This window comes from Streptomyces sp. AM6-12 (assembly GCF_044327085.1).
Taxonomy (GTDB): Bacteria; Actinomycetota; Actinomycetes; order Streptomycetales; family Streptomycetaceae; genus Streptomyces.
Window position 1 is genome coordinate 488,448 of the sequence record NZ_JBIQWN010000002.1, and the last position, 17,902, is coordinate 506,349.

General features: G+C 73.4%; 16 protein-coding genes. 9 read left to right on the forward strand and 7 right to left on the reverse strand.

Annotation, left to right across the window (positions count from 1 at the left end; translation table 11 throughout):
* Positions 1-18 precede the first annotated feature (18 nt).
* The 4 genes from ACE4Q9_RS30540 to ACE4Q9_RS30555 form a co-directional block, all read right to left on the reverse strand.
* The gene (locus tag ACE4Q9_RS30540) at positions 19-990 is read right to left on the reverse strand and encodes an LLM class F420-dependent oxidoreductase (RefSeq protein WP_397987748.1); all 972 of its coding nucleotides are present in this window, start codon (positions 988-990) and stop codon (positions 19-21) included.
* 148 nt (positions 991-1,138) lie between these two features.
* Positions 1,139-2,101, reverse strand: coding sequence for a pyridoxal-phosphate dependent enzyme (locus ACE4Q9_RS30545; RefSeq protein WP_397987749.1), 963 nt, complete (start codon positions 2,099-2,101; stop codon positions 1,139-1,141).
* A 19-nt stretch (positions 2,102-2,120) separates the two neighbouring features.
* A complete protein-coding gene (locus ACE4Q9_RS30550; protein ID WP_397987750.1) occupies positions 2,121-2,798 on the reverse strand; it encodes an AIM24 family protein in 678 nt (225 codons plus the stop codon).
* 54 nt (positions 2,799-2,852) lie between these two features.
* Entirely contained in the window at positions 2,853-4,019 is a 1,167-nt protein-coding gene (locus tag ACE4Q9_RS30555; RefSeq protein WP_397987751.1) for a serine hydrolase domain-containing protein, read from the reverse strand.
* A gap of 334 nt (positions 4,020-4,353) precedes the next feature.
* Here ACE4Q9_RS30555 and ACE4Q9_RS30560 point away from each other — a divergent pair, with 334 nt between their 5' ends.
* The 3 genes from ACE4Q9_RS30560 (at position 4,354) to ACE4Q9_RS30570 (ending at position 8,561) form a co-directional block, all read left to right on the forward strand.
* Entirely contained in the window at positions 4,354-6,114 is a 1,761-nt protein-coding gene (locus tag ACE4Q9_RS30560; RefSeq protein ID WP_397987752.1) for a M4 family metallopeptidase, read from the forward strand.
* A 241-nt stretch (positions 6,115-6,355) separates the two neighbouring features.
* Entirely contained in the window at positions 6,356-7,591 is a 1,236-nt protein-coding gene (locus tag ACE4Q9_RS30565) for an SGNH/GDSL hydrolase family protein (RefSeq protein ID WP_397988271.1), read from the forward strand.
* 103 nt (positions 7,592-7,694) lie between these two features.
* Positions 7,695-8,561, forward strand: coding sequence for a universal stress protein (locus tag ACE4Q9_RS30570; RefSeq protein ID WP_397987753.1), 867 nt, complete (start codon positions 7,695-7,697; stop codon positions 8,559-8,561).
* A 6-nt stretch (positions 8,562-8,567) separates the two neighbouring features.
* On the opposite strand, the gene ACE4Q9_RS30575 is transcribed toward ACE4Q9_RS30570, so the two are convergent.
* Both ACE4Q9_RS30575 and ACE4Q9_RS30580 read right to left on the reverse strand, forming a co-directional pair.
* On the reverse strand, positions 8,568-9,341 hold the full coding sequence (locus ACE4Q9_RS30575; RefSeq protein WP_397987754.1) for an MBL fold metallo-hydrolase: 774 nt from the start codon (positions 9,339-9,341) through the stop codon (positions 8,568-8,570).
* A 92-nt stretch (positions 9,342-9,433) separates the two neighbouring features.
* Positions 9,434-10,063, reverse strand: coding sequence for an alpha-ketoglutarate-dependent dioxygenase AlkB (locus ACE4Q9_RS30580; RefSeq protein ID WP_397987755.1), 630 nt, complete (start codon positions 10,061-10,063; stop codon positions 9,434-9,436).
* A 120-nt stretch (positions 10,064-10,183) separates the two neighbouring features.
* On the opposite strand from ACE4Q9_RS30580, the gene ACE4Q9_RS30585 reads away from it, so the two are divergent.
* Both ACE4Q9_RS30585 and ACE4Q9_RS30590 read left to right on the forward strand, forming a co-directional pair.
* Complete coding sequence (locus ACE4Q9_RS30585) at positions 10,184-10,810, forward strand: TetR/AcrR family transcriptional regulator (RefSeq protein WP_397987756.1); 627 nt, start codon at positions 10,184-10,186, stop codon at positions 10,808-10,810.
* Positions 10,811-10,827: 17 nt separating this feature from the next.
* Positions 10,828-12,501 (forward strand): FAD-binding dehydrogenase, encoded by a 1,674-nt coding sequence (locus ACE4Q9_RS30590; protein ID WP_397987757.1) that lies wholly within the window; start codon positions 10,828-10,830, stop codon positions 12,499-12,501.
* Between the two features lie 2 nt (positions 12,502-12,503).
* Here the strand turns inward: ACE4Q9_RS30590 and ACE4Q9_RS30595 are convergent, their stop codons facing one another.
* The gene (locus ACE4Q9_RS30595; protein WP_397987758.1) at positions 12,504-12,851 is read right to left on the reverse strand and encodes a DUF488 domain-containing protein; all 348 of its coding nucleotides are present in this window, start codon (positions 12,849-12,851) and stop codon (positions 12,504-12,506) included.
* Positions 12,852-13,046: 195 nt separating this feature from the next.
* Here ACE4Q9_RS30595 and ACE4Q9_RS30600 point away from each other — a divergent pair, with 195 nt between their 5' ends.
* From ACE4Q9_RS30600 to ACE4Q9_RS30615, 4 genes are read left to right on the forward strand one after another with little or no spacing between them, the layout of a single operon-like run.
* Positions 13,047-14,468 carry a M1 family metallopeptidase gene (locus ACE4Q9_RS30600; RefSeq protein ID WP_397987759.1) on the forward strand — a complete coding sequence of 474 codons (1,422 nt, stop codon included), beginning with the start codon at positions 13,047-13,049 and terminating at the stop codon, positions 14,466-14,468.
* A 42-nt stretch (positions 14,469-14,510) separates the two neighbouring features.
* Positions 14,511-15,245, forward strand: a complete 735-nt coding sequence (locus ACE4Q9_RS30605) for a L,D-transpeptidase family protein (protein WP_397987760.1) — start codon at positions 14,511-14,513, stop codon at positions 15,243-15,245.
* 40 nt (positions 15,246-15,285) lie between these two features.
* Positions 15,286-15,990, forward strand: a complete 705-nt coding sequence (locus ACE4Q9_RS30610) for a response regulator transcription factor (RefSeq protein ID WP_397987761.1) — start codon at positions 15,286-15,288, stop codon at positions 15,988-15,990.
* The gene (locus ACE4Q9_RS30615) at positions 15,987-17,846 is read left to right on the forward strand and encodes a sensor histidine kinase (RefSeq protein WP_397987762.1); all 1,860 of its coding nucleotides are present in this window, start codon (positions 15,987-15,989) and stop codon (positions 17,844-17,846) included. Before ACE4Q9_RS30610 ends, ACE4Q9_RS30615 begins: the two co-directional genes overlap by 4 nt.
* Positions 17,847-17,902: the final 56 nt, after the last annotated feature.

A 17,902-nucleotide genomic window follows, 5' to 3' on the forward strand; every position in this document is an offset into this window, starting at 1 on the left:
CCCTGGTCGAGCACTCGATCAGCCGAACGCCTCCCGCAGCGCGGGCAGCAGGGTCTTCGCCGACCAGTCCAGGAAGTCCGGCTGGGTGTCCCCGCCGATCTGCACCAGCGCGACTTCCTCGAACCCGGCCTCGGCGTACGGCCGTACGGCCTCGATGAAGTCCTCGGGGTTGTCGCCGCACGGGATGGAGGCGGCCACGTCGTCGGGGGTGACGAACTGCGTCGCGGAGTCGAAGGAGTCCGGGTGGGGCAGCTCGGCGTTCACCTTCCAGCCGAGCCCGAACCAGCGGAACTGGGCGTGGGCGCGCTTGACGGCGGTGTCCCGGTCGGGGTCGTAGCTCACCGGCAGCTGGCCGACGCGGGGCTTGCCGCGGCCGCCGTGCCGGTCGAAGGCCGCCAGCAGGTCGGGCTTCGGCTCGGTCGCGATCACCAGGTCGCCGAGCTGCCCCGCGAGCCGGCAGGACTGCTCGCCGGAGACCGCGATGCCGATCGGCGGGGCCTGCTCCGGGACGTCCCACAGCCGGGCCGACTCCACCTGGTAGTGCCGGCCGTGATGGGTGACGTGCTTGCCCTCGAACAGCGCGCGGATGATCTGTACGGCTTCCTCCAGCATCTCGTGGCGCACGTCGACCGGGGGCCAGCCGCCGCCCACCACATGCTCGTTCAGGTTCTCGCCCGCGCCGAGCCCGAGCCGGAACCTGCCCTCGGACAGCAGCTGCACGGTCGCTGCCTTCTGCGCCACGACGGCCGGGTGGTAGCGCCGGATGGGGCAGGTCACGTACGTCATCAGCGGAATCCGGGAGGTGGCCTGCGCGGCGGCGCCCAGCACGGTCCACGCGTAGGGTGCGTGCCCCTGCGTCCGCAGCCACGGGAAGTAGTGATCCGAGATCACCGAGAAGTCGAACCCCACCTCCTCGGCTCCGACCACATGCTCCACGAGCTCCCGCGGGCCGGCCTGCTCGGTCATCATCGTGTATCCGATTCGCACCATGCCCCCCGAGTCCCCGGACCGACGGCCATGAAAACGGGGGCGGGCCTCGCGGGACGACGGGCCCGGGACCGGCGCGCTTGCCATAGCACCGCCGCAGACCGGCATGCCCACCGGCTCGCGGCGCGTCCTCCGCCGACCGACGCCCCGGCTACCCCAGCCCGAAACGCTCCGTCCAGGCGGTCAGCTCGGGCAGGGTCGTGTTGCCGCCGCAGACCACGAGGCCCAGGTGGGCGTCGGGGCCGACGCGGGAGATGACCTCCCGTGCGGCCGGGAGCAGGCAGCCCGCGGCCGGTTCGGTCCAGAGTTTGGCGTGGGTGGCCAGGTCGAGGCTGCCGCGGACGGCCTCCCGGTCCGGGACCACCAGGACGTCCTCGACCAGCTTGACCGCATGGTCGTAGGTCAGCCGGCACACCGTGGGCGCGCTCAGCGTCGTGACCAGGGAGGACAGCGGGACCGGCACCGGGCCGCCCGCCCGCAGCGCGGCCGACATCGCCTCCGCGCCCGCCGTCTCCACGCCCCACACCCGCACTCCGGGCCGCCGCGCCCGCAGCGCCGCCGCGATGCCCGCGATCAGCCCGCCCCCGCCGATGCTGACGACGACGTCCGTCAGCTCCCCGGCGGCGTCCTCGGCCAGTTCGAGGCCGACCGTGCCCTGCCCGGCGATCACGACCGGATCGTCGAAGGGGTGGACCAGCGTCAGCCCCTCGTCCGCGAGCCGCATCCCCAGCTCGAAGGCGCTGTCCATGCCGTCGGTCAGCCGCAGCGACGCCCCGGCCTCCTCGGCGAGCGCGAGCGACCGCGCGGGCGCGGTGCGGGGCATCACCACGGTCGCCTTCACCTCGAGGGCCGCCGCCATCACCGCGAGCGCGATCCCGTGGTTGCCGCCACTGACCGCGACCACGCCCGCCGCCCGCTCCGCCTCGGTCAGCGACAGCAGCTTCGCCGCCGCCCCGCGCGCCTTGAACGAGCCGGTGCGCTGGAGCAGTTCGAGCTTGGCGGTGACCGGCACGCCGAGCAGCGCGCCGAGCCCCGGACTCGCCACCGTCGGCGTCCGCACCACGTGCGGGGCGATCAGTTCGGCCGCGGCTTCGATCTCGGAGATGCCGATCAAGGTGTGCCACCCTTCCCGTTCAGTGCTGCTGCGGCTTGTGCTGGGTCAGCTCGCTCGGGCGTACGACGACCACGCCCTCGCCCCGGAGCATCAGCTGTACCGCCTCCCCGGAGCCGCCGCGCAGCATCGACCCTATCGACTGCGAGCGGTGCAGCGAGGTCTCCAGCGCCTCCGTCCAGCCGACCACCGCGTCCGTGTCGACGTACACCGGCTGCTCCGCCGAGACCGGGATGACCAGCGGATTGCCCTCGCAGACCAGCCCGAGCCGGCCGCTACCCGCGAACACGGTGTTGAACAGGCCGCCCGCGGTGATCCCCGAGCCCTTCACCGTCCGGATCTCGTACGACAGCGACGGGTCGAAGCACAGCACGTGCCGGCCGCCCACCGTGAACCGGTCGCCGGGCTCCAGCTCCACCACGAAGCAGTTCTGCGCCTCGTGCGCGAGCCACACCTCGCCCCGCCCGCGCACCGCCATCAGCGGCAGCCCCTCGCCGGTCACCGCGCGCTTGAGCATGCCCCCGACGCCCTGCCCCTTGCGCTCGAAACGCAGGTCACCGCGGTGGGCGACCATCGCGCCCTGCCGGGCGTACATCTCGCCGTCCACCGTGTACCTGAGGCACTTGGCGTTCTCGACGGACATACCGGGTTCGACGGCCGCCCGCACCAGGTGCCGGCTGGAAAAGAGATCACCCTTCATACGGGCATCCTGACCCGGCGGCACACCTTCTGCCAAGATCGGGACGCTCGGCGCCTACTCCTTGCCCGCCCCCTCGGGCCACCTCTTGCCCTGCTTCCCGCAGAACGCCGAATCCAGCGCACCCCCAAGCGTGTTGAGCACCTTGCCGTTGTTCGACGTGGTGGCGACGGCCGTCATGCTCCGGCCGCCGTCCTTGGTCGCGAACGCGTACGTGTAGTAGCCCTGCACCGTACCCGTGTGCCCGTACACCGAGATCCCGCAGGACAGATCGCGGCGGCGCAGCCCGAGCCCGTATGCGGTGGTGGCGTTGACCCGGTTCATCTTCTCCATCTCGGCGAGCCGCGCCGCGGACATCAGCTTCCCGCCGAGCAGCGCGCTGTAGAAGGTGTTCAGGTCCCGCGCGCTGGAGATGATCGCTCCCGCGCTCTGCGCCCACGACACCGTCTGCTCGGTGGCGTCCACCAGCGGATCGCCCGCCTTGTCGGGGGTGAGGTAGCCGTGCGCGTGGGCGCCGGGGATCGCGGTGTCGGGGTGCACGTAGAACGTGTCCCGGAGCTTCAGCGGCCCGAAGATGCGGTTCTGGTACTCGGTCCGCACCGAGTGCCCGGTGATCTTCTCGATGAGCATGCCGGCGACCACGAAGTTGGTGTTCGAGTACGAGTACGCCGCGCCGGGCGCGTTGGTGCGCGGGTGCTTCAGGGACAGCGCCACCAACTCGCGGTAGGTGAACACCTTGTCGCGGACCGCCTCGAAGCCGGCGACGCTGTCGGCGAACATGTCGTTCGTGAAGTCGTACAGCCCGCTGCGATGGCCGAGCACCTGGCGCACCGTGATCCGGTCGTCCGGCAGCAGCCCCGGCAGGTAGCGGTTCACCGGCGCGTCCAGCTCCAGCCGGTGCTCGTCCACGAGTTGCAGCAGGACGACCGCCGAGTAGGACTTGGTGACGCTGCCGACGCGGAACCGGTCGCCCGCGTCCATGGCCCGCCGGGTGCCGCGGTCGGCGTACCCGTAGGTCGTCCGGTACACCGTGCCGTGGTCGTCGATCCGGGCCAGCGCGCCCGGCGCGCCCTGGGCCACCGCCGACCGCAGCACCGCGGTCAGACCCGCCGTGTCGGGCGCCGCGAGCCCGTCCGCCGCGGCCGACTTCACCACCGGGACCGCGAGCAGCGACAGCGCGACCGCTCCGAGGACCGCGCTCCTGCTCACCGTGGCTGACACCATCCGATACCCACTCCCATCCGTACGACTGCCGATGCGACATCGGTCACATTCAGGCCTGGGAACCTAGGGGATCGGGGCCACGTCTCCACAGCCGACACACAGTTGGTCATTTCCCGATCACTCTCTGGCGCTCATTTGCAAAGGATTGCCATAGAAGATCGCGAAATAGATCATTCCTGGTTTACGTGCTCATGACTGATCCGTAAGGGTGAGCCTTCGGGGCCCGACCAGCCCCGTGGCGCCGAAGCGCGCCACGTCACAGGGCGGTTGACGGTTCGCGCCGCCCTTCACAGAAGGAACCCTGATCAGATTGCGTACACCGCACATACGCTCAGTGGCGGTCGCCGTCGCGGTGGCGACGGCCGCCACGGGCCTGGCCGGCACGGCCTTCGCGGGCCCCACGACGGGGGAGGCGCGCTCCGTCGCGTCCGTCAGCGACACCGCCGCCGTGGTGACCGCGGCCCGCGCCGCGGCCTTCGCGCACGCGTCCGCGACCGGCGTCACCACGGGTGACGAACTCCAGGCCCAGGACGTCATGCTGGACCCCGAGGGCGCCCGGCACGTCCGCTTCGAGCGCAGCCACAACGGCCTGCCGGTGCTCGGCGGCGACCTCGTGGTCCACCTCGACCACAAGCTCGCCTACACGGGCGTGACCCGTGCCGCCGACCAGACCGTCAAGCCGGCCGCCGCCGCCAAGGCCAAGCTGACCGCCGGTCAGGCCGCCGCCAAGGCCGCGCAGGCGGCCAAGGGCGAGGCGGGCACCGCCCAGCTCGTCGTGGACGCCCGCGACGGCGCCTCCGCGCTCGCCTACCAGGTCACCGTGACCGACCAGGACGGCACCAGCACCGTCGTGGTCGACGCCGTCACCGGCGAGGTGCGCAGCAACACGCCCGACAGCGACCAGTTCCTGTCGCCGAAGCTCATCAAGAGCCTCCAGCAGCAGGGCGTGACGGCCACCCCGAGCACGGGAGCCGCCCGCGCCGCCGCCCTCGGCCGCGCCGACGCCCCCACCGGCGTCACGTCGGCCTACCCGTCCGCCGCGAAGGGCACCGGCAAGACCCTCTACGACGGCAGCGTCGGTCTCACCACCACGCAGACCTCGCGCGGCCACTACCAGCTCGCCGACCCGAGCCGGTACGGCACCGAGGTGCGCGACGCCAAGGGCAAGTACACGGAGAGCTTCGGCGCCGGCGCCAAGTTCACCGCCACCACCAACGTATGGGGCAACGGCACGACCGCCAACCGGGCCAGCGCCGCCGCCGACGCCCAGTACGGCATCACCGAGACGCTGGACTTCTACAAGAAGACGTTCGGCCGCAAGGGCATCGCCGGCAACAGCAAGGCCGCCCACGGCCTGGTGCACTGGGGCAGCAAGGTCGCCAACGCCTTCTGGGACCCGACCTGCAACTGCATGCTCTACGGCGACGGTGACGGGCGGACCTTCAAGAAGCCGCTGGTCGTCCTCGACGTCACCGGTCACGAGCTGACCCACGGCGTGGTGGACGCGACCGCCAAGCTGGAGCCGACCTACGTCGACTCCCACGGCAACCAGTTCGGCGAGCCGGGCGCGCTCAACGAGTCGCTGGCGGACATCTTCGGCTCCAACGTCGAGTTCTACGCCAACAACAAGCAGGACAAGCCCGACTACCTGATCGGCGAGAAGCTGGGCCTGTCGCAGAAGTTCCTGCGCCGCCTGGACCACCCCTCGCTGGACAAGCTCGAAGGCACCATCGACTACTGGTCGCCGGCCGCCTACGACACCGAGGTGCACGCCGGTTCCGGTGTGTCCTCGCACGCCTACTACCTCCTCGCGGAGGGCAGCGGCAAGAAGACGATCAACGGCGTGGCGTACGACTCGCCGACGTACGACAAGTCCACGGTGAAGGGCATCGGCCGCACCAAGGCCACCGCCATCTTCTACCGTGCGCTGACCCGCTACATGGTCTCCACGACCGACTTCCACGACGCGCGCGTCGCGACGCTCCAGGCCGCCAAGGACCTGTACGGCGCGAACAGCACCGAGTACAAGACGGTGAACCAGGCGTGGGCGGCGGTCAATGTGACCGCCGCGAACACGCCGGCCGCCAGGCACTGACGGCCCCGCGTACGACCGGATGCCCCGCCCCCGCGCGGGGCATCCGCATGTCCGGGCCCGTGCGGGGCAACCGGACCGTCCGGCGCCGCCGGCGCCGAGGACGAGGACGAGCGGACGAGGAGGACCCCGGATGACCACCCGCCGAGGTGCGGAGCCGTCCCCGCGGCGGGACCATGACGTGCGTGGGATACGCGGGTACGGCCGCGGACATCCGGCCGGGTTCCGATGGGCCGGGCGCCTCGTGAACGGCCGGACCGGGCGCGGGCTGTGCCTCGCCGCCGCCCTGCTGACGGCCGCCGCCTGCCAAGCCGGACCCGCCAGCCGGTCGGTGAGCCTGTCCGGCGCCCACGGCCGGCCCTCCGGGGTGCTCACCTGGGCGGCGAGCGCCGAACGCCTGGGCACGGGCGTACCCGGCGCGCAGTACCGGATGATCGTGCACACCAGCGTCGGCGGCAGCGCACCGCGGATCCGCTTCACCAACGCCTTCGGCGACCACCCGCTGACCCTCGACCACGTGTACGCGGGCCTCCGCGCCCGCGGCGCCGCCCTGCGCCCCGGCGGCAACCACGCCGTCACCTTCGGCGGCGCCCACCGCGCCACGGTCCCCGCCGGCTCCGTCGCCTGGAGCGACCCGCTGCCCGGCCGGGTGCCCGCCGGCAGCGACCTCGCGGTGAGCCTGCGCACCCCCGGCGCCGCGGGACCGGCCAGCGGCCACCAGCTGGCCCTCCAGACCTCGTACACGGGGCTGGGCGGCGACCTCACCGCCGGGGACGGCGGTACCCGCTGGACGGGGACCACCGGCTCCTGGTGGTACCTCGACGCCGTCGCCGTACGCCCCGACCGCCCGGCCACCGGTGCCGTGGCCGCGCTCGGCGACTCCCTCACCGACGGCCGGCACTCCACCCCCGACCGCAACCGCCGCTGGCCCGACTACCTGGCCCGGCGCCTGCACACGGCCCGCGGCGCCCTCCAGGGCGTGGCCGACGAGGGCATATCGGGCGACAAGCTGCTCACCGACGGCACCGGGGACGGCGCCGGGCAGAGCATCGGACACCGCCTGGACCGGGACGTGCTGTCCCAGCCCGGTGTGCGCACCGTCGTCCTCTTCGCGGGCGTCAACGACCTCAAGGACCACACCGGCGTCACCGCGGCCCGACTGATCGCGGGATACCGGCAGTTGGCGCACCGGGCGCACGCGGCGCACCTGTGCGTGACAGCCGCCACCATCACCCCGTTCAAGGGCTGGCCGGAGTGGGACCGCGGGGCCGACGCCGTGCGCCGCGAGGTCAACGACTACCTGCGCACGCGCGGGGACTTCGACGCCGTCGCCGACTTCGACCGGGCCCTGCGCGACCCCCGCGACCCCGCTCGCCTGCAACCCCGGTACGACGGCGGCGACCATCTGCACCCGGACGACCGGGGGATGCGCGCCCTCGCCGACGCCGTCGACCTGAAGCGGCTCGACTGCGCGCGCTGACTCCCGCCGGGTCCGCTCCGAGGGCCGGGGTCCGGATGGGGCACGCGGTGCCCGATAGTGGGCAGCAGCGGCACGAACGGTCGGCACCACGAGGAGGCCACGGATGGCACGGGCGATCACGGCAGGTCTCGACGGCACGGAGGAGTCCCTGGCCGCGCTGGACTGGGCGGCCAGGGAGGCCGTGCGCCGGGGGCTGCCCCTGCGGGTCCTGCACGCCTGGCACCACGCCGAGAGGCTCGCCGGGGTCGACCGGGACACTCAGCGCGGGTGGGCCGAGCAGGGCGTCGCGCAGGCGGTGCGCCAGGTCGCCGGGCGGCATCCGCGGCTCACGGTGAGCGTCGACGTGGTCGAGGAGGACGCCGTGGCGGCGCTGGGCCGCGCGGCCCGCGACGCGGAGCTGCTGGTCCTGGGCTCGCGCGGGCACGGGCCGGTCGTCGGCTTCCTGCTCGGCTCGGTGGGACAGCATGTCATCGCGGAGGCCACCCGGCCCGTGGTGCTGGTGCGCGCCGGCGACCGCGCCGCCCTGGAGGCCGCCGGACGCGAGGTGGTGGTCGGCCAGCAGGGCGACGCCGGGGACAGCGCCGCCGCGCTGCGCTTCGCCTTCGAGGCGGCCGCGGCCCGCGGCGCCACCGTGCGTGCCGTGCGGGCCTGGACCCTGCCCCCGGTCTTCGCCTACAGCCCCGGCTCGCTCAGGCTGCTGGACGAGGCCGGGGGCCTGGAGCCGTACGAGAAGCAGGCGCTGGCCGACGCGCTACGGCCCTGGCGCGAGCGGTTCCCCGCGGTGCCGGTGGCGGAGCAGGTGGAGATGGGCAGCGCCGGGCAGGTACTGCTGTCGCTCGCCGGCCGCGCCCAGCTGATGGTCGTCGGCCGCCGGGCCCACCGCACCGCCGTCGGCGCCCGCATCGGCTCGGTCGCGCACGGGGTGCTGCACCACGCGGACTGCCCGGTGGCGGTGGTCCCGCACGACTGATCGGCGTCAACTCCGCGCGGGCTTACGGTACTTACGGCCTGCCCGGTCCCGGGCCTGTTCGGCGGCGGCGCGCACCGCGCCCCGGTGGACCGGGCCGTGGCCGGGCAGCAGGGTGTCGCCGTCCAGACCGGCGATCACGTCCAGGGAGGCCAGCACCTCGCCGCGCTCGTGGTGGAAGAAGCAGGGCAGCAGCTGCGGCCCCTTGACGCGCGACACGGCGTGCCCGCTGACCAGGGCGTCGCCGGAGATCACGATGCCGGCCTCGGGCAGGTGGTAGACGCAGTGCCCGTCGGTGTGGCCGGGGGTGTGCACGGGCACCGGGCGGCCCGGCAGGTCGAGCACGCCCGCGGTGGGGAACGGCTCGGGCGCGGTCACCGGGTGCTGTTCCATGCCGCCGACCTTGATGACGTGCGCGGCCCAGGGCAGCATGCCCGGCCGCCAGGCGTTGCGGACGACGTCGCCGAGAGTGGCCTGGTGCAGGAACTCCCGCCGGGCGTGCGGGACTTCGGCCGGGTGCAGGTAGACCGGCGTGCCGTGCGTGGCGCGCAGGTACTCGGCGGAGCCCAGGTGGTCGTTGTGCGCGTGGGTGATCAGCACGGCGGAGACCGCCTCGGGCGAACCGCCCACCGCCGCGAGGGACTCCAGGATCCCCGGCCGGTCGCCGGGATACCCGGTGTCGATCAGGGTGAGGTCGCTCCCGTCCTTCAGGATCACCCAGTTGACGTTGTTGCCGTGCACCAGGTAGGTGCCGTCGGCGACTTGGTGTACCTCTGCCCGCATGGTCTCTCCGCGCCCGAGTGTCAGTGATCGTCGGGAGGACAGCCAATCAGATCGTTCACCGGAAGGCGCAAGGGGGTGGCGGCGTCCGGGCGTCAGCGCACGCCGTGCGGCCGGAACTGGACGCTGATCCGCGGTCCAGCCGCCCGCGCCGTCTTGGGCACGCAGTGCTCCCAGGTGCGCTGGCAGGAGCCGCCCATCACGATCAGATCGCCGTGCCCGAGCGGCCGCCGTACCGTTTCGCCACCCCCGCCGGCCGGGCGCAGCAGCAGATCGCGGGGCTCGCCCACGGAGAGGATCGCGACCATGGTGTCCTGCCGGGCGCCCCTGCCGATCCGGTCGCCGTGCCAGGCCACGCTGTCCCGGCCGTCGCGGTAATAGCACAGCCCGGCGGTGGCGAACGGCTCGCCCAGCTCCTCGGCGTAGTGCCGGGACAGGGCGGTGCGGGCCTCGTCCAGGACCGGGTGGGGGAGGGGGTCCGCGGCGCCGTAGAAGGCGAGCAGGCGGGGTACGGCGACCACGCTGTCGTACATCTTGCGGTGCTCGGCGCGCCAGGGGACCTCCGCCGCGAGCCGTTCGAACAGGGCGTCGGCGCCGGTCAGCCAGCCCGGCAGGACGTCGATCCAGGCACCGGCGCCGAGCACGGTGCGGCGCAGACCGCCGAGGGGGCCCAGGCGCAGCTCGTCGGTCTGGTCGAACAGGGAGCCCTGGAGGTGCGTGGCCATGGGGCCAGCGTACTCCTTATTCGAAAATGCGTTCCCATACGATCACCGGCCGAGGTGGCCACGGGCCTTTCGATACATCGATGTATCGGATACATTCGCGTATCGAACGGAGGTGCCGTCATGCGGGAGACCGCCAAACGCGTCACCCGGCGCCGGGTGGAGACCCGCGCCCGGCTGCTGGACGCCGCGTTCCGGGTGTTCGCGGCCAAGGGGTTCGGGCGGGTCTCCATCGAGGAGGTCTGCGAGGCCGCCGGGTACAGCCGGGGCGCCTTCTACTCCAACTTCGCCACGCTGGACGAGCTGTTCTTCGCCCTCTACCAGGAGCGCGCCGACCTCATCGCCGCCCAGGTCGCGGACGCCCTCGCCGAGGACGGCCCCGAGCTGGACGTACCGGCCGCCGTGGACCGCGTCACCGAGGTGCTGCTGCTCGACGTGGACTGGCTGCTGGTGAAGACCGACTTCCTGGTGCACGCGGCCCGTGACCCGCGGGTCGCCCGCGTCCTGCTCGGCCATCGCGCCCGGCTCCGGGAGGCCGTCGCCGACCGCCTCTTCCGGGCCCGCGGCCACACCGCGCTGCCCGCCGTGCTCGGCGACACGGCCGGCGCCGCGCACGCCGTCGTCGCGGCGTACGACGGCGTCACCACCCAGCTCCTGCTGGACAAGGACGTCGGACACGCCCGTCGCTGGCTCAAGCAGTTGCTCACCGCGCTGCTCACGGACGGCACCGCCGCCACCTCCACCCACTGAGGAAGGACCCCCACGCCATGGACGCGGACGTCATCGTCGTCGGAGCGGGCCTCGCCGGCCTGGTCGCCGCCCACGAACTCACCCGCCAGGGACGCCGGGTGGCCCTCGTCGACCAGGAGAACGCCGCCAACCTCGGCGGCCAGGCGTACTGGTCCTTCGGCGGCCTCTTCCTCGTGGACTCGCCCGAACAGCGCCGCATCGGCATCAAGGACTCCCTCGACCTGGCCTGGAGCGACTGGCGCGGCAGCGCGCGGTTCGACCGGACCGAGGACGAGGACTCCTGGGCGGTGCGCTGGGCCCGTGCCTACGTGGAGTTCGCGGCCGGCGAGAAGCGGTCCTGGCTCCAGGGACACGGCATCGAACTGCTGCCCACCGTCGGCTGGGCCGAGCGCGGCGACCTCAGGGCCGACGGGCACGGCAACTCCGTGCCCCGCTTCCACATCGCCTGGGGCACCGGCACCGGAGTGGTCGAGCCCTTCGTCCGCTACGCCCGGCAGGCCGCCCGCGACGGACTGCTCACCTTCCACCACCGCCACCGGGTGGACGAACTGGTCATCGAGGACGGCACCGCCCGCGGCGTGCGCGGCACCCTGCTCGCCGCCGACGACTCCCCGCGCGGCGTCGCCTCCAGCCGCGAGCGCGCCGGCGACTTCGAACTCACCGCCCAGGCCGTCGTCCTCACCACCGGCGGCATCGGCGCCGACCACGACATCGTGCGCCGCTACTGGCCCACGCGGCTCGGCACACCCCCCGCCCGGATGGTCACCGGCGTCCCCGCCCATGTGGACGGCCGGATGCTCGACATCAGCGCGGCGGCCGGCGTACGCCTGGTCAACCGGGACCGGATGTGGCACTACACCGAGGGACTCCAGAACTGGGACCCCATCTGGCCCGGCCACGGCATCCGCATCCTGCCCGGCCCCTCCGCCATCTGGCTGGACGCCCTCGGCCGCCGGCTGCCCGACCCCTGCCTGCCCGGCTACGACACCCTGGGCACGCTTAAGTACCTGCGCACCACCGAGGACATCGCGGGCTACGACCACTCCTGGTTCATCCTCACCCGGAAGATCATCGAGAAGGAGTTCGCGCTCTCCGGCTCCGAGCAGAACCCCGACATCACGGCCAGGGACCGCAAGGCGGTGGTGCGCGCCCGCGTCCTCGGCAAGGGCGCGCCCGCACCGGTCCGGGCATTCCTCGACAAGGGCGCCGACTTCGTCACCGCGGACAGCCTGGAGCGGCTGGTCGAGAAGATGAACGGCCTCGCCGGGCAGCCGCTGCTGGACCCGGCCGGGGTGCGCCGCCAGATCGAGGCCCGCGACCTCCAGATCGCCAACCCCTACAGCAAGGACTCCCAGATCCAGGGCATCCGCAACGCCCGCCGCTATCTCGGTGACCGGCTCGGCCGGGTGGCCGCGCCGCACCGCCTGCTGGACCCGGCCGCGGGCCCGCTGATCGGCGTACGGATGCATGTCCTGACCCGCAAGACGCTCGGCGGCATCCAGACCGACCTCGACTCGCGCGCCCTCGACGCCGGCGGGGCGCCGATCGAGGGGCTGTACGCGGCCGGTGAGGTGGCCGGGTTCGGCGGCGGCGGGGTGCACGGCTACAACTCCCTGGAGGGCACCTTCCTCGGCGGCTGCCTCTTCTCGGGCCGCGCCGCGGGCCGGCACGCGGCCCGGCACACCGGCTGACCTCAGCCGCCGAGCAGCTCCACAAGCACCTGGGCGTGGCTGCGCTCCGGGGTCTTCGCCGCCGTCAGCAGCGTCACCGGGCCCTCGCGGACCGACTCCCGCAGGCCGTCGAGCAGCTCGGCGGCCTCGGGGGCGGCCAGCTCCGCCTCGTACCGGGCGCGGAACTCGTCGTACGACCCGCCGCCGTGGAACCAGGTGCGCAGATCCGCCGAGGGGGTGAGCCCCTTGGGCCACTCGTCCACGTGCGCCGCCTCCTTGGCCACACCGCGCGGCCACAGCCGGTCGACCAGCACCCGCAGCCCGTCGCCGGACTCGGGCGGTTCGTAGATCCGGCGCACCCGCACGCTCACGATCGGGCCCTCCCTTCGCGACAGCGGCCACTTTCCGCGAGCGTACTGCGGGCAGGGGCACGACGCCGGTCGGCGGACCGGCCCGCCCGCCCTCGGCCGGCCGGAACGACAAGAGGGGAAAGAGGGGAGACCCGAGGACACCGGCGCCTCTACGCTGTGGGCCAGTCGATCGGCAGCCACCTCCGAGGAGCGCACGTGACGTCACCCCGCAGACAGCCCGCACGCCGTCGTACCACGGTCCTCGGCCGCAGGGCGGTGTTCGCCACCGTGCCCGTCGCCGTGGCGGCGCTCGTCGGTGCCGCCGGACCGGCCGGCGCGGGCACCACCGGCGCGGCCGGCGCGGGCGACCCGTACTTCCCGCTCAGCGGCAACGGCGGCTACCACGTTCGCCATTACGGCCTCACGCTGAGCTACCGGAGCGGCGGCCGGCTGGACGGCACCGCGGTCCTCACCGCCCGCGCCACCCAGCCGCTCAGCCGCTTCGACCTCGACCTCTCGGGGCTGACGGTCGACGGCGTCACGGTCGACCGCGCCGCCGCGGGCGTCAAGCGCTCCGGGCAGGAACTCGTCGTCACCCCCCGCCACGCCCTGCGCACCGGCCAGGACTTCAAGGTCACCGTCGCCTACCACGGCACCCCCAAGCCCGTCACCGACCCCGACGGCTCGGCGGACGGCTGGATCCCCACCGACGACGGCGCGTTCGTCGCGGGTGAGCCGCAGGGCGCGATGACGTGGTTCCCGGCCAACGCCCACCCCAAGGACAAGTCGTCGTACGACTTCACGATCACCGTGCCCCAGGGGCGCACCGCCGTCGCCAACGGCACCCTGCTCGGACAGCGCACCGCCAAGGGCCGGACCACCTTCCGCTGGCGCGAGACCCAGCCCATGGCCGCCTACCTCGCCACCGCCACCATCGGCACCTTCCAGGTCACGCGGTACACCACCCGCGACGGCATCCGGGTCTACAACGCCGTCGATCCCCGCGAGGCCAAGGCCGCGGCCCCGGTGCTCAAAAAACTCCCCTCGGTCCTGGAGTGGGAGAGCAAGCTGTTCGGGCCCTACCCGTTCAGGTCCGCAGGCGCCATCGTGGACCACGCGGACGTCGGCTACGCCCTGGAGACGCAGACCCGCCCGCTCTACGACTCCGCGCCCGACATCGACACCCTCGTGCACGAGAGCGCCCACCAGTGGTTCGGCGACTCGGTGTCGCTGACCTCCTGGAAGGACATCTGGCTCAACGAGGGCTTCGCCACCTACGCGGAGTGGCTCTACGAGGAGCAGCACGGAGGCGCCAGCGCCCAGCAGACCTTCGACGGGCTCTACGCCCGGCCGGCGGGCAACGGCCTGTGGGCCTACCCGCCCGGCGACCCGGGCAGCGGCGCGAACATCTTCGGCACCCCGGTCTACGACCGCGGCGCCATGGCCCTGCACGAGCTGCGCAAGGCGGTCGGCGACCGGACGTTCTTCGCGATCCTGCGCGCCTGGGCCGCCGGACACCGCGACGGACACGGCACCACCGCCCAGTTCGTCCGGCTCGCCGAGCAGAAGTCCGGCAAGCCGCTGGACTCCCTGTTCCACACCTGGCTGTTCACGAAGGGCAAGCCCAAGAAGGCCTGAATTCTTACCAATTTCATATAACCGTCCGCCAAGCTCGACAGCATGATCAACCGCAGAACCGCTCTCTCCCTCCTCGCCTCCCCGCTGCTGCTCACCGGCTGCGGCGCGAGCGGCGGGGAGGCCGGGCGCCGGACGCGGCCCACCCGGCCCGCGCCCGCGTCCGGCACCACCTCGCAGGCCGAACAGGCCGCGCGGGGCATACCCGGACTCGGGCCCACCCGGTCCGCGGCGATACCGGAGCAGTGCACCCAGGTCGTCGTCGCCACCGGGCGCGGTCCCAACTCCCCCCAGTGCACGGTCGTCCTGCACCAGCGCACCGCCGACGGCTGGCAGGCGGGACCGAGCTGGCCCGCGCACAACGCGCTGCGCGGCTGGAGCGCCCACCACATGCTGGGCGACCTGCGCTCCCCGCTCGGCGTGTACACCCTCTCCGACGCCGGGGGCCTGCTGCCCGACCCCGGCAGCAAGCTGCCGTACCACCAGTCCGCCGGATTCCACTCGCCCGGCACCGGCTTCGAGGGCGAGCCCCTGGACGGCTGCTTCGACTACGTCATCGCCATCGACTACAACCGCAAGCCCGGCACCTCCCCGCTGGACTGGACCCGCCCCCTCGGCGCCAGTCGCGGCGGTGGAGTCTGGCTGCACGTCGACCACGGCGGCCCCACCCACGGCTGCGTCAGCGTCTCCAAGGCGCACATGAAGGACCTGCTGCGCACCCTCGACCCGGCCCGGCACCCGGTGGTCGCCATGGGTTACGCCGACTGGCTCGCGGCCTGACCCGGCCTGATCCGAGCCAGAGGCTCTAGGATCCGCACCCGTGTGCGCACATGTGCTGGTCGCCGAGGACGACGAGAAACAGGCCGAACTGATCCGCCGCTCCCTGCTGGCCGAGGGACACACCGCGACGGTGGTGCACGACGGCGCGGCGGCGCTCGCCACCGCCCGCCGGCTGCGGCCCGATCTCCTCGTCCTCGACCTGATGCTGCCGGTCCTGGACGGCTTCGGCGTCTGCCGCGAACTGCGCGGCGAAGGCGGTGAACTGGACGTCCCCGTCGTGATGCTCACCGCCCGCTCCGGCGAGGACGATCTGCTGCTCGGCCTCGAACTGGGCGCCGACGACTACCTCACCAAGCCGTACAGCCCGCGCGAGCTGATGGCCCGCATCCGGACGGTGCTGCGCCGCAGCGGGCGGGGCGCCGGCGCCCGCGGCGACGACCCGGTGGTGCGGGCCGCCGGGCTCAGCGTCGATCCCGGCCGGCACGAAGTACGCTGCGACGGCGTGCCGGTGGACGTCACCCCGGCCGAGTTCCAGATCCTGCTGGCGATGGCGGCCGAGCCGGAGCGCGTGTTCACCCGGCGCCAACTCCTGCACCGCACCCGCGGATTCGACCGGTCCTCCACCGAACGGGCGGTCGATGTCCACATCATGAACCTGCGCCGCAAGATAGAGGCCGACTCCCGGCGTCCGGTACGGCTGCTCACCGTGTTCGGCGTCGGCTACAAGCTCAGCGGCCGGCTGTGAGACCCCGCACGCGGCAGGGCACCCGGCGCCGGATCCCGCTGCGCAAGCGGCTCCTGGTCCGGCTGCTGTCCGTCTCCGCCCTGATCGCCGTCTGCTCGGTGGCGGCCACCGCCTGGCTCGCGGTGACCACCACCACCAGCGTCCTCAAGGAGGAACAGGGCCAGGACCTGGCCGCCGACAACAGCATCCTCGCCCGGCTCAGCGGATACGCGGCCACCCACCCCGACTGGTCCGGCGTCCAGCGCTCGGTGCGGGAACTGGCCGCGCGGACCGGCCGCCGGATCGCCCTCACCACCCCCGACCGGACCCTCGTCGCGGACTCCGCGCCGCGCGGCACCCCGCTGCCGCCCCGGCCCGCCGCGAGCGTCGACCCGCTGCGCACCGACACCTACAGCGAGAGCGGCGCCCAGCTCGGCGGCATCGACCCGCGCGCCGTCGGCCCCTACCGGCTGCCCGCGAAGGAACGCGCCGGACTGGAGGTGCTGGCCGCCCGCAGCAAGCGGTGCTACGCCCGCTACGGCCTCCAGATCACCGTGCGGCACATCCCCGGCGGACGCCCCGTGCTCACCGGCTCCGACCCGTCCGGCTACGGACTGCCGGCATGCGAGGACGCCCGGCTGCGCGCGGCCACGCCCACCGAGACCCGCGCTCTGGACACGCTGTCCGGGCTCGCCCGCCCCTGTCTGCGGCAGGCGGGCCTCGACGTCGGCGACGGCCCCCTCTTCCTCGCCGTCGATCCGGGCAGCAAGGACCACTTCGGCGGCGGCCCCCTGCTCCCCAAGCTCGCGGGCCAGGACAAGGACGCGAGCGCGCGCTCGGCCCAGAACTGTGTACTCAGCGCCCGCCGCGCCCAACTGGAGCCCTATGTCGCCCCGGCCGCCGACCTGTTCCTCGGCATCGGCGACCAGAGCCCCGCCCGCTTCGACATCTCCCCGGCGAACAAGTCCGAGGTGGTCTCCGCTGCCGGACTGGTCCTCGCCGTCACCGTCGCGGCCGGCGCCGCCGTCGCCATCCGGCTGGTACGGCCGCTGCGCGCGCTGACCGAGGCCGCCCAGGCGCCGCCCGAGCAGCATGTCAGGGTGCCGGTGACCACGCGCGACGAGACCGGCATCCTCGCCGAGGCGTTCAACGAACTCACCGAGCGCCGCGAGCGCCTGGAGGCCCAGCGCAAGGCCGTGGTCAGCGACATCGCGCACGAACTGCGCAGCCCGCTCACCAACATCCGCGGCTGGCTGGAGGTGATGCGCGACGGCGTCGTCGAGCCTGATCCGGGCCTGCTGGACTCCCTGCACGAGGAGGCGCTCGTCCTCCAGCGGATCATCGACGACCTCCAGGACCTCGCTGCCGCCGACGCGGGCACCCTGCGCCTGCACCGTGAACCGCTGTCCGCCGCCGAGCTGTTCGGGCAGGTCGCCGCCGCCCACCGGGTGGCCGCCGGGGTCGCGCTGGTGACCGAGGCCGGCCCCGCGGTCTGGCTGGACGCCGACCCGGTGCGGATGCGGCAGGTGCTCGGCAACCTCGTCTCCAACGCGCTGCGGCACACCCCGGCCGGCGGCACCGTCACCCTCGAAGCCCGCCGGGACGACGCCGACGCCGTGCTCACCGTCGCCGACACCGGCTCCGGCATCGCCGCCGAGGATCTGCCGCATGTCTTCGAACGTTTCTGGCGCGCCGAGAAGTCCCGCAGCCGCCGCACGGGAGGCAGCGGTCTCGGCCTCCCGATCGTCCGTCAGCTGCTCGCCGCGCACGGCGGCACGGCGCGGGTCACGAGCGAGCCCGGCGCGGGCGCGGTGTTCACCCTGCGGCTGCCCGCGACGGAGGCGCCGGGGGAGGAGCCGTGGGCGGGGGAGCCTTAGAGGGGAGAGCTGACCGGTGGTCGGTCGTCCGGCACCCAGCACCGACGAGCTGACCG

Coding starts and splice junctions, on each gene's coding strand:
- ACE4Q9_RS30570 (WP_397987753.1), top strand. CDS start 7,695: ATGGCACGGGCGATCACGGCAGGTCTCGACGGCACGGAGGAGTCCCTG.
- ACE4Q9_RS30590 (WP_397987757.1), top strand. CDS start 10,828: ATGGACGCGGACGTCATCGTCGTCGGAGCGGGCCTCGCCGGCCTGGTC.
- ACE4Q9_RS30575 (WP_397987754.1), bottom strand. CDS start 9,341: ATGCGGGCAGAGGTACACCAAGTCGCCGACGGCACCTACCTGGTGCAC.
- ACE4Q9_RS30555 (WP_397987751.1), bottom strand. CDS start 4,019: ATGGTGTCAGCCACGGTGAGCAGGAGCGCGGTCCTCGGAGCGGTCGCG.
- ACE4Q9_RS30605 (WP_397987760.1), top strand. CDS start 14,511: ATGATCAACCGCAGAACCGCTCTCTCCCTCCTCGCCTCCCCGCTGCTG.
- ACE4Q9_RS30580 (WP_397987755.1), bottom strand. CDS start 10,063: ATGGCCACGCACCTCCAGGGCTCCCTGTTCGACCAGACCGACGAGCTG.
- ACE4Q9_RS30585 (WP_397987756.1), top strand. CDS start 10,184: ATGCGGGAGACCGCCAAACGCGTCACCCGGCGCCGGGTGGAGACCCGC.
- ACE4Q9_RS30540 (WP_397987748.1), bottom strand. CDS start 990: ATGGTGCGAATCGGATACACGATGATGACCGAGCAGGCCGGCCCGCGG.
- ACE4Q9_RS30550 (WP_397987750.1), bottom strand. CDS start 2,798: ATGAAGGGTGATCTCTTTTCCAGCCGGCACCTGGTGCGGGCGGCCGTC.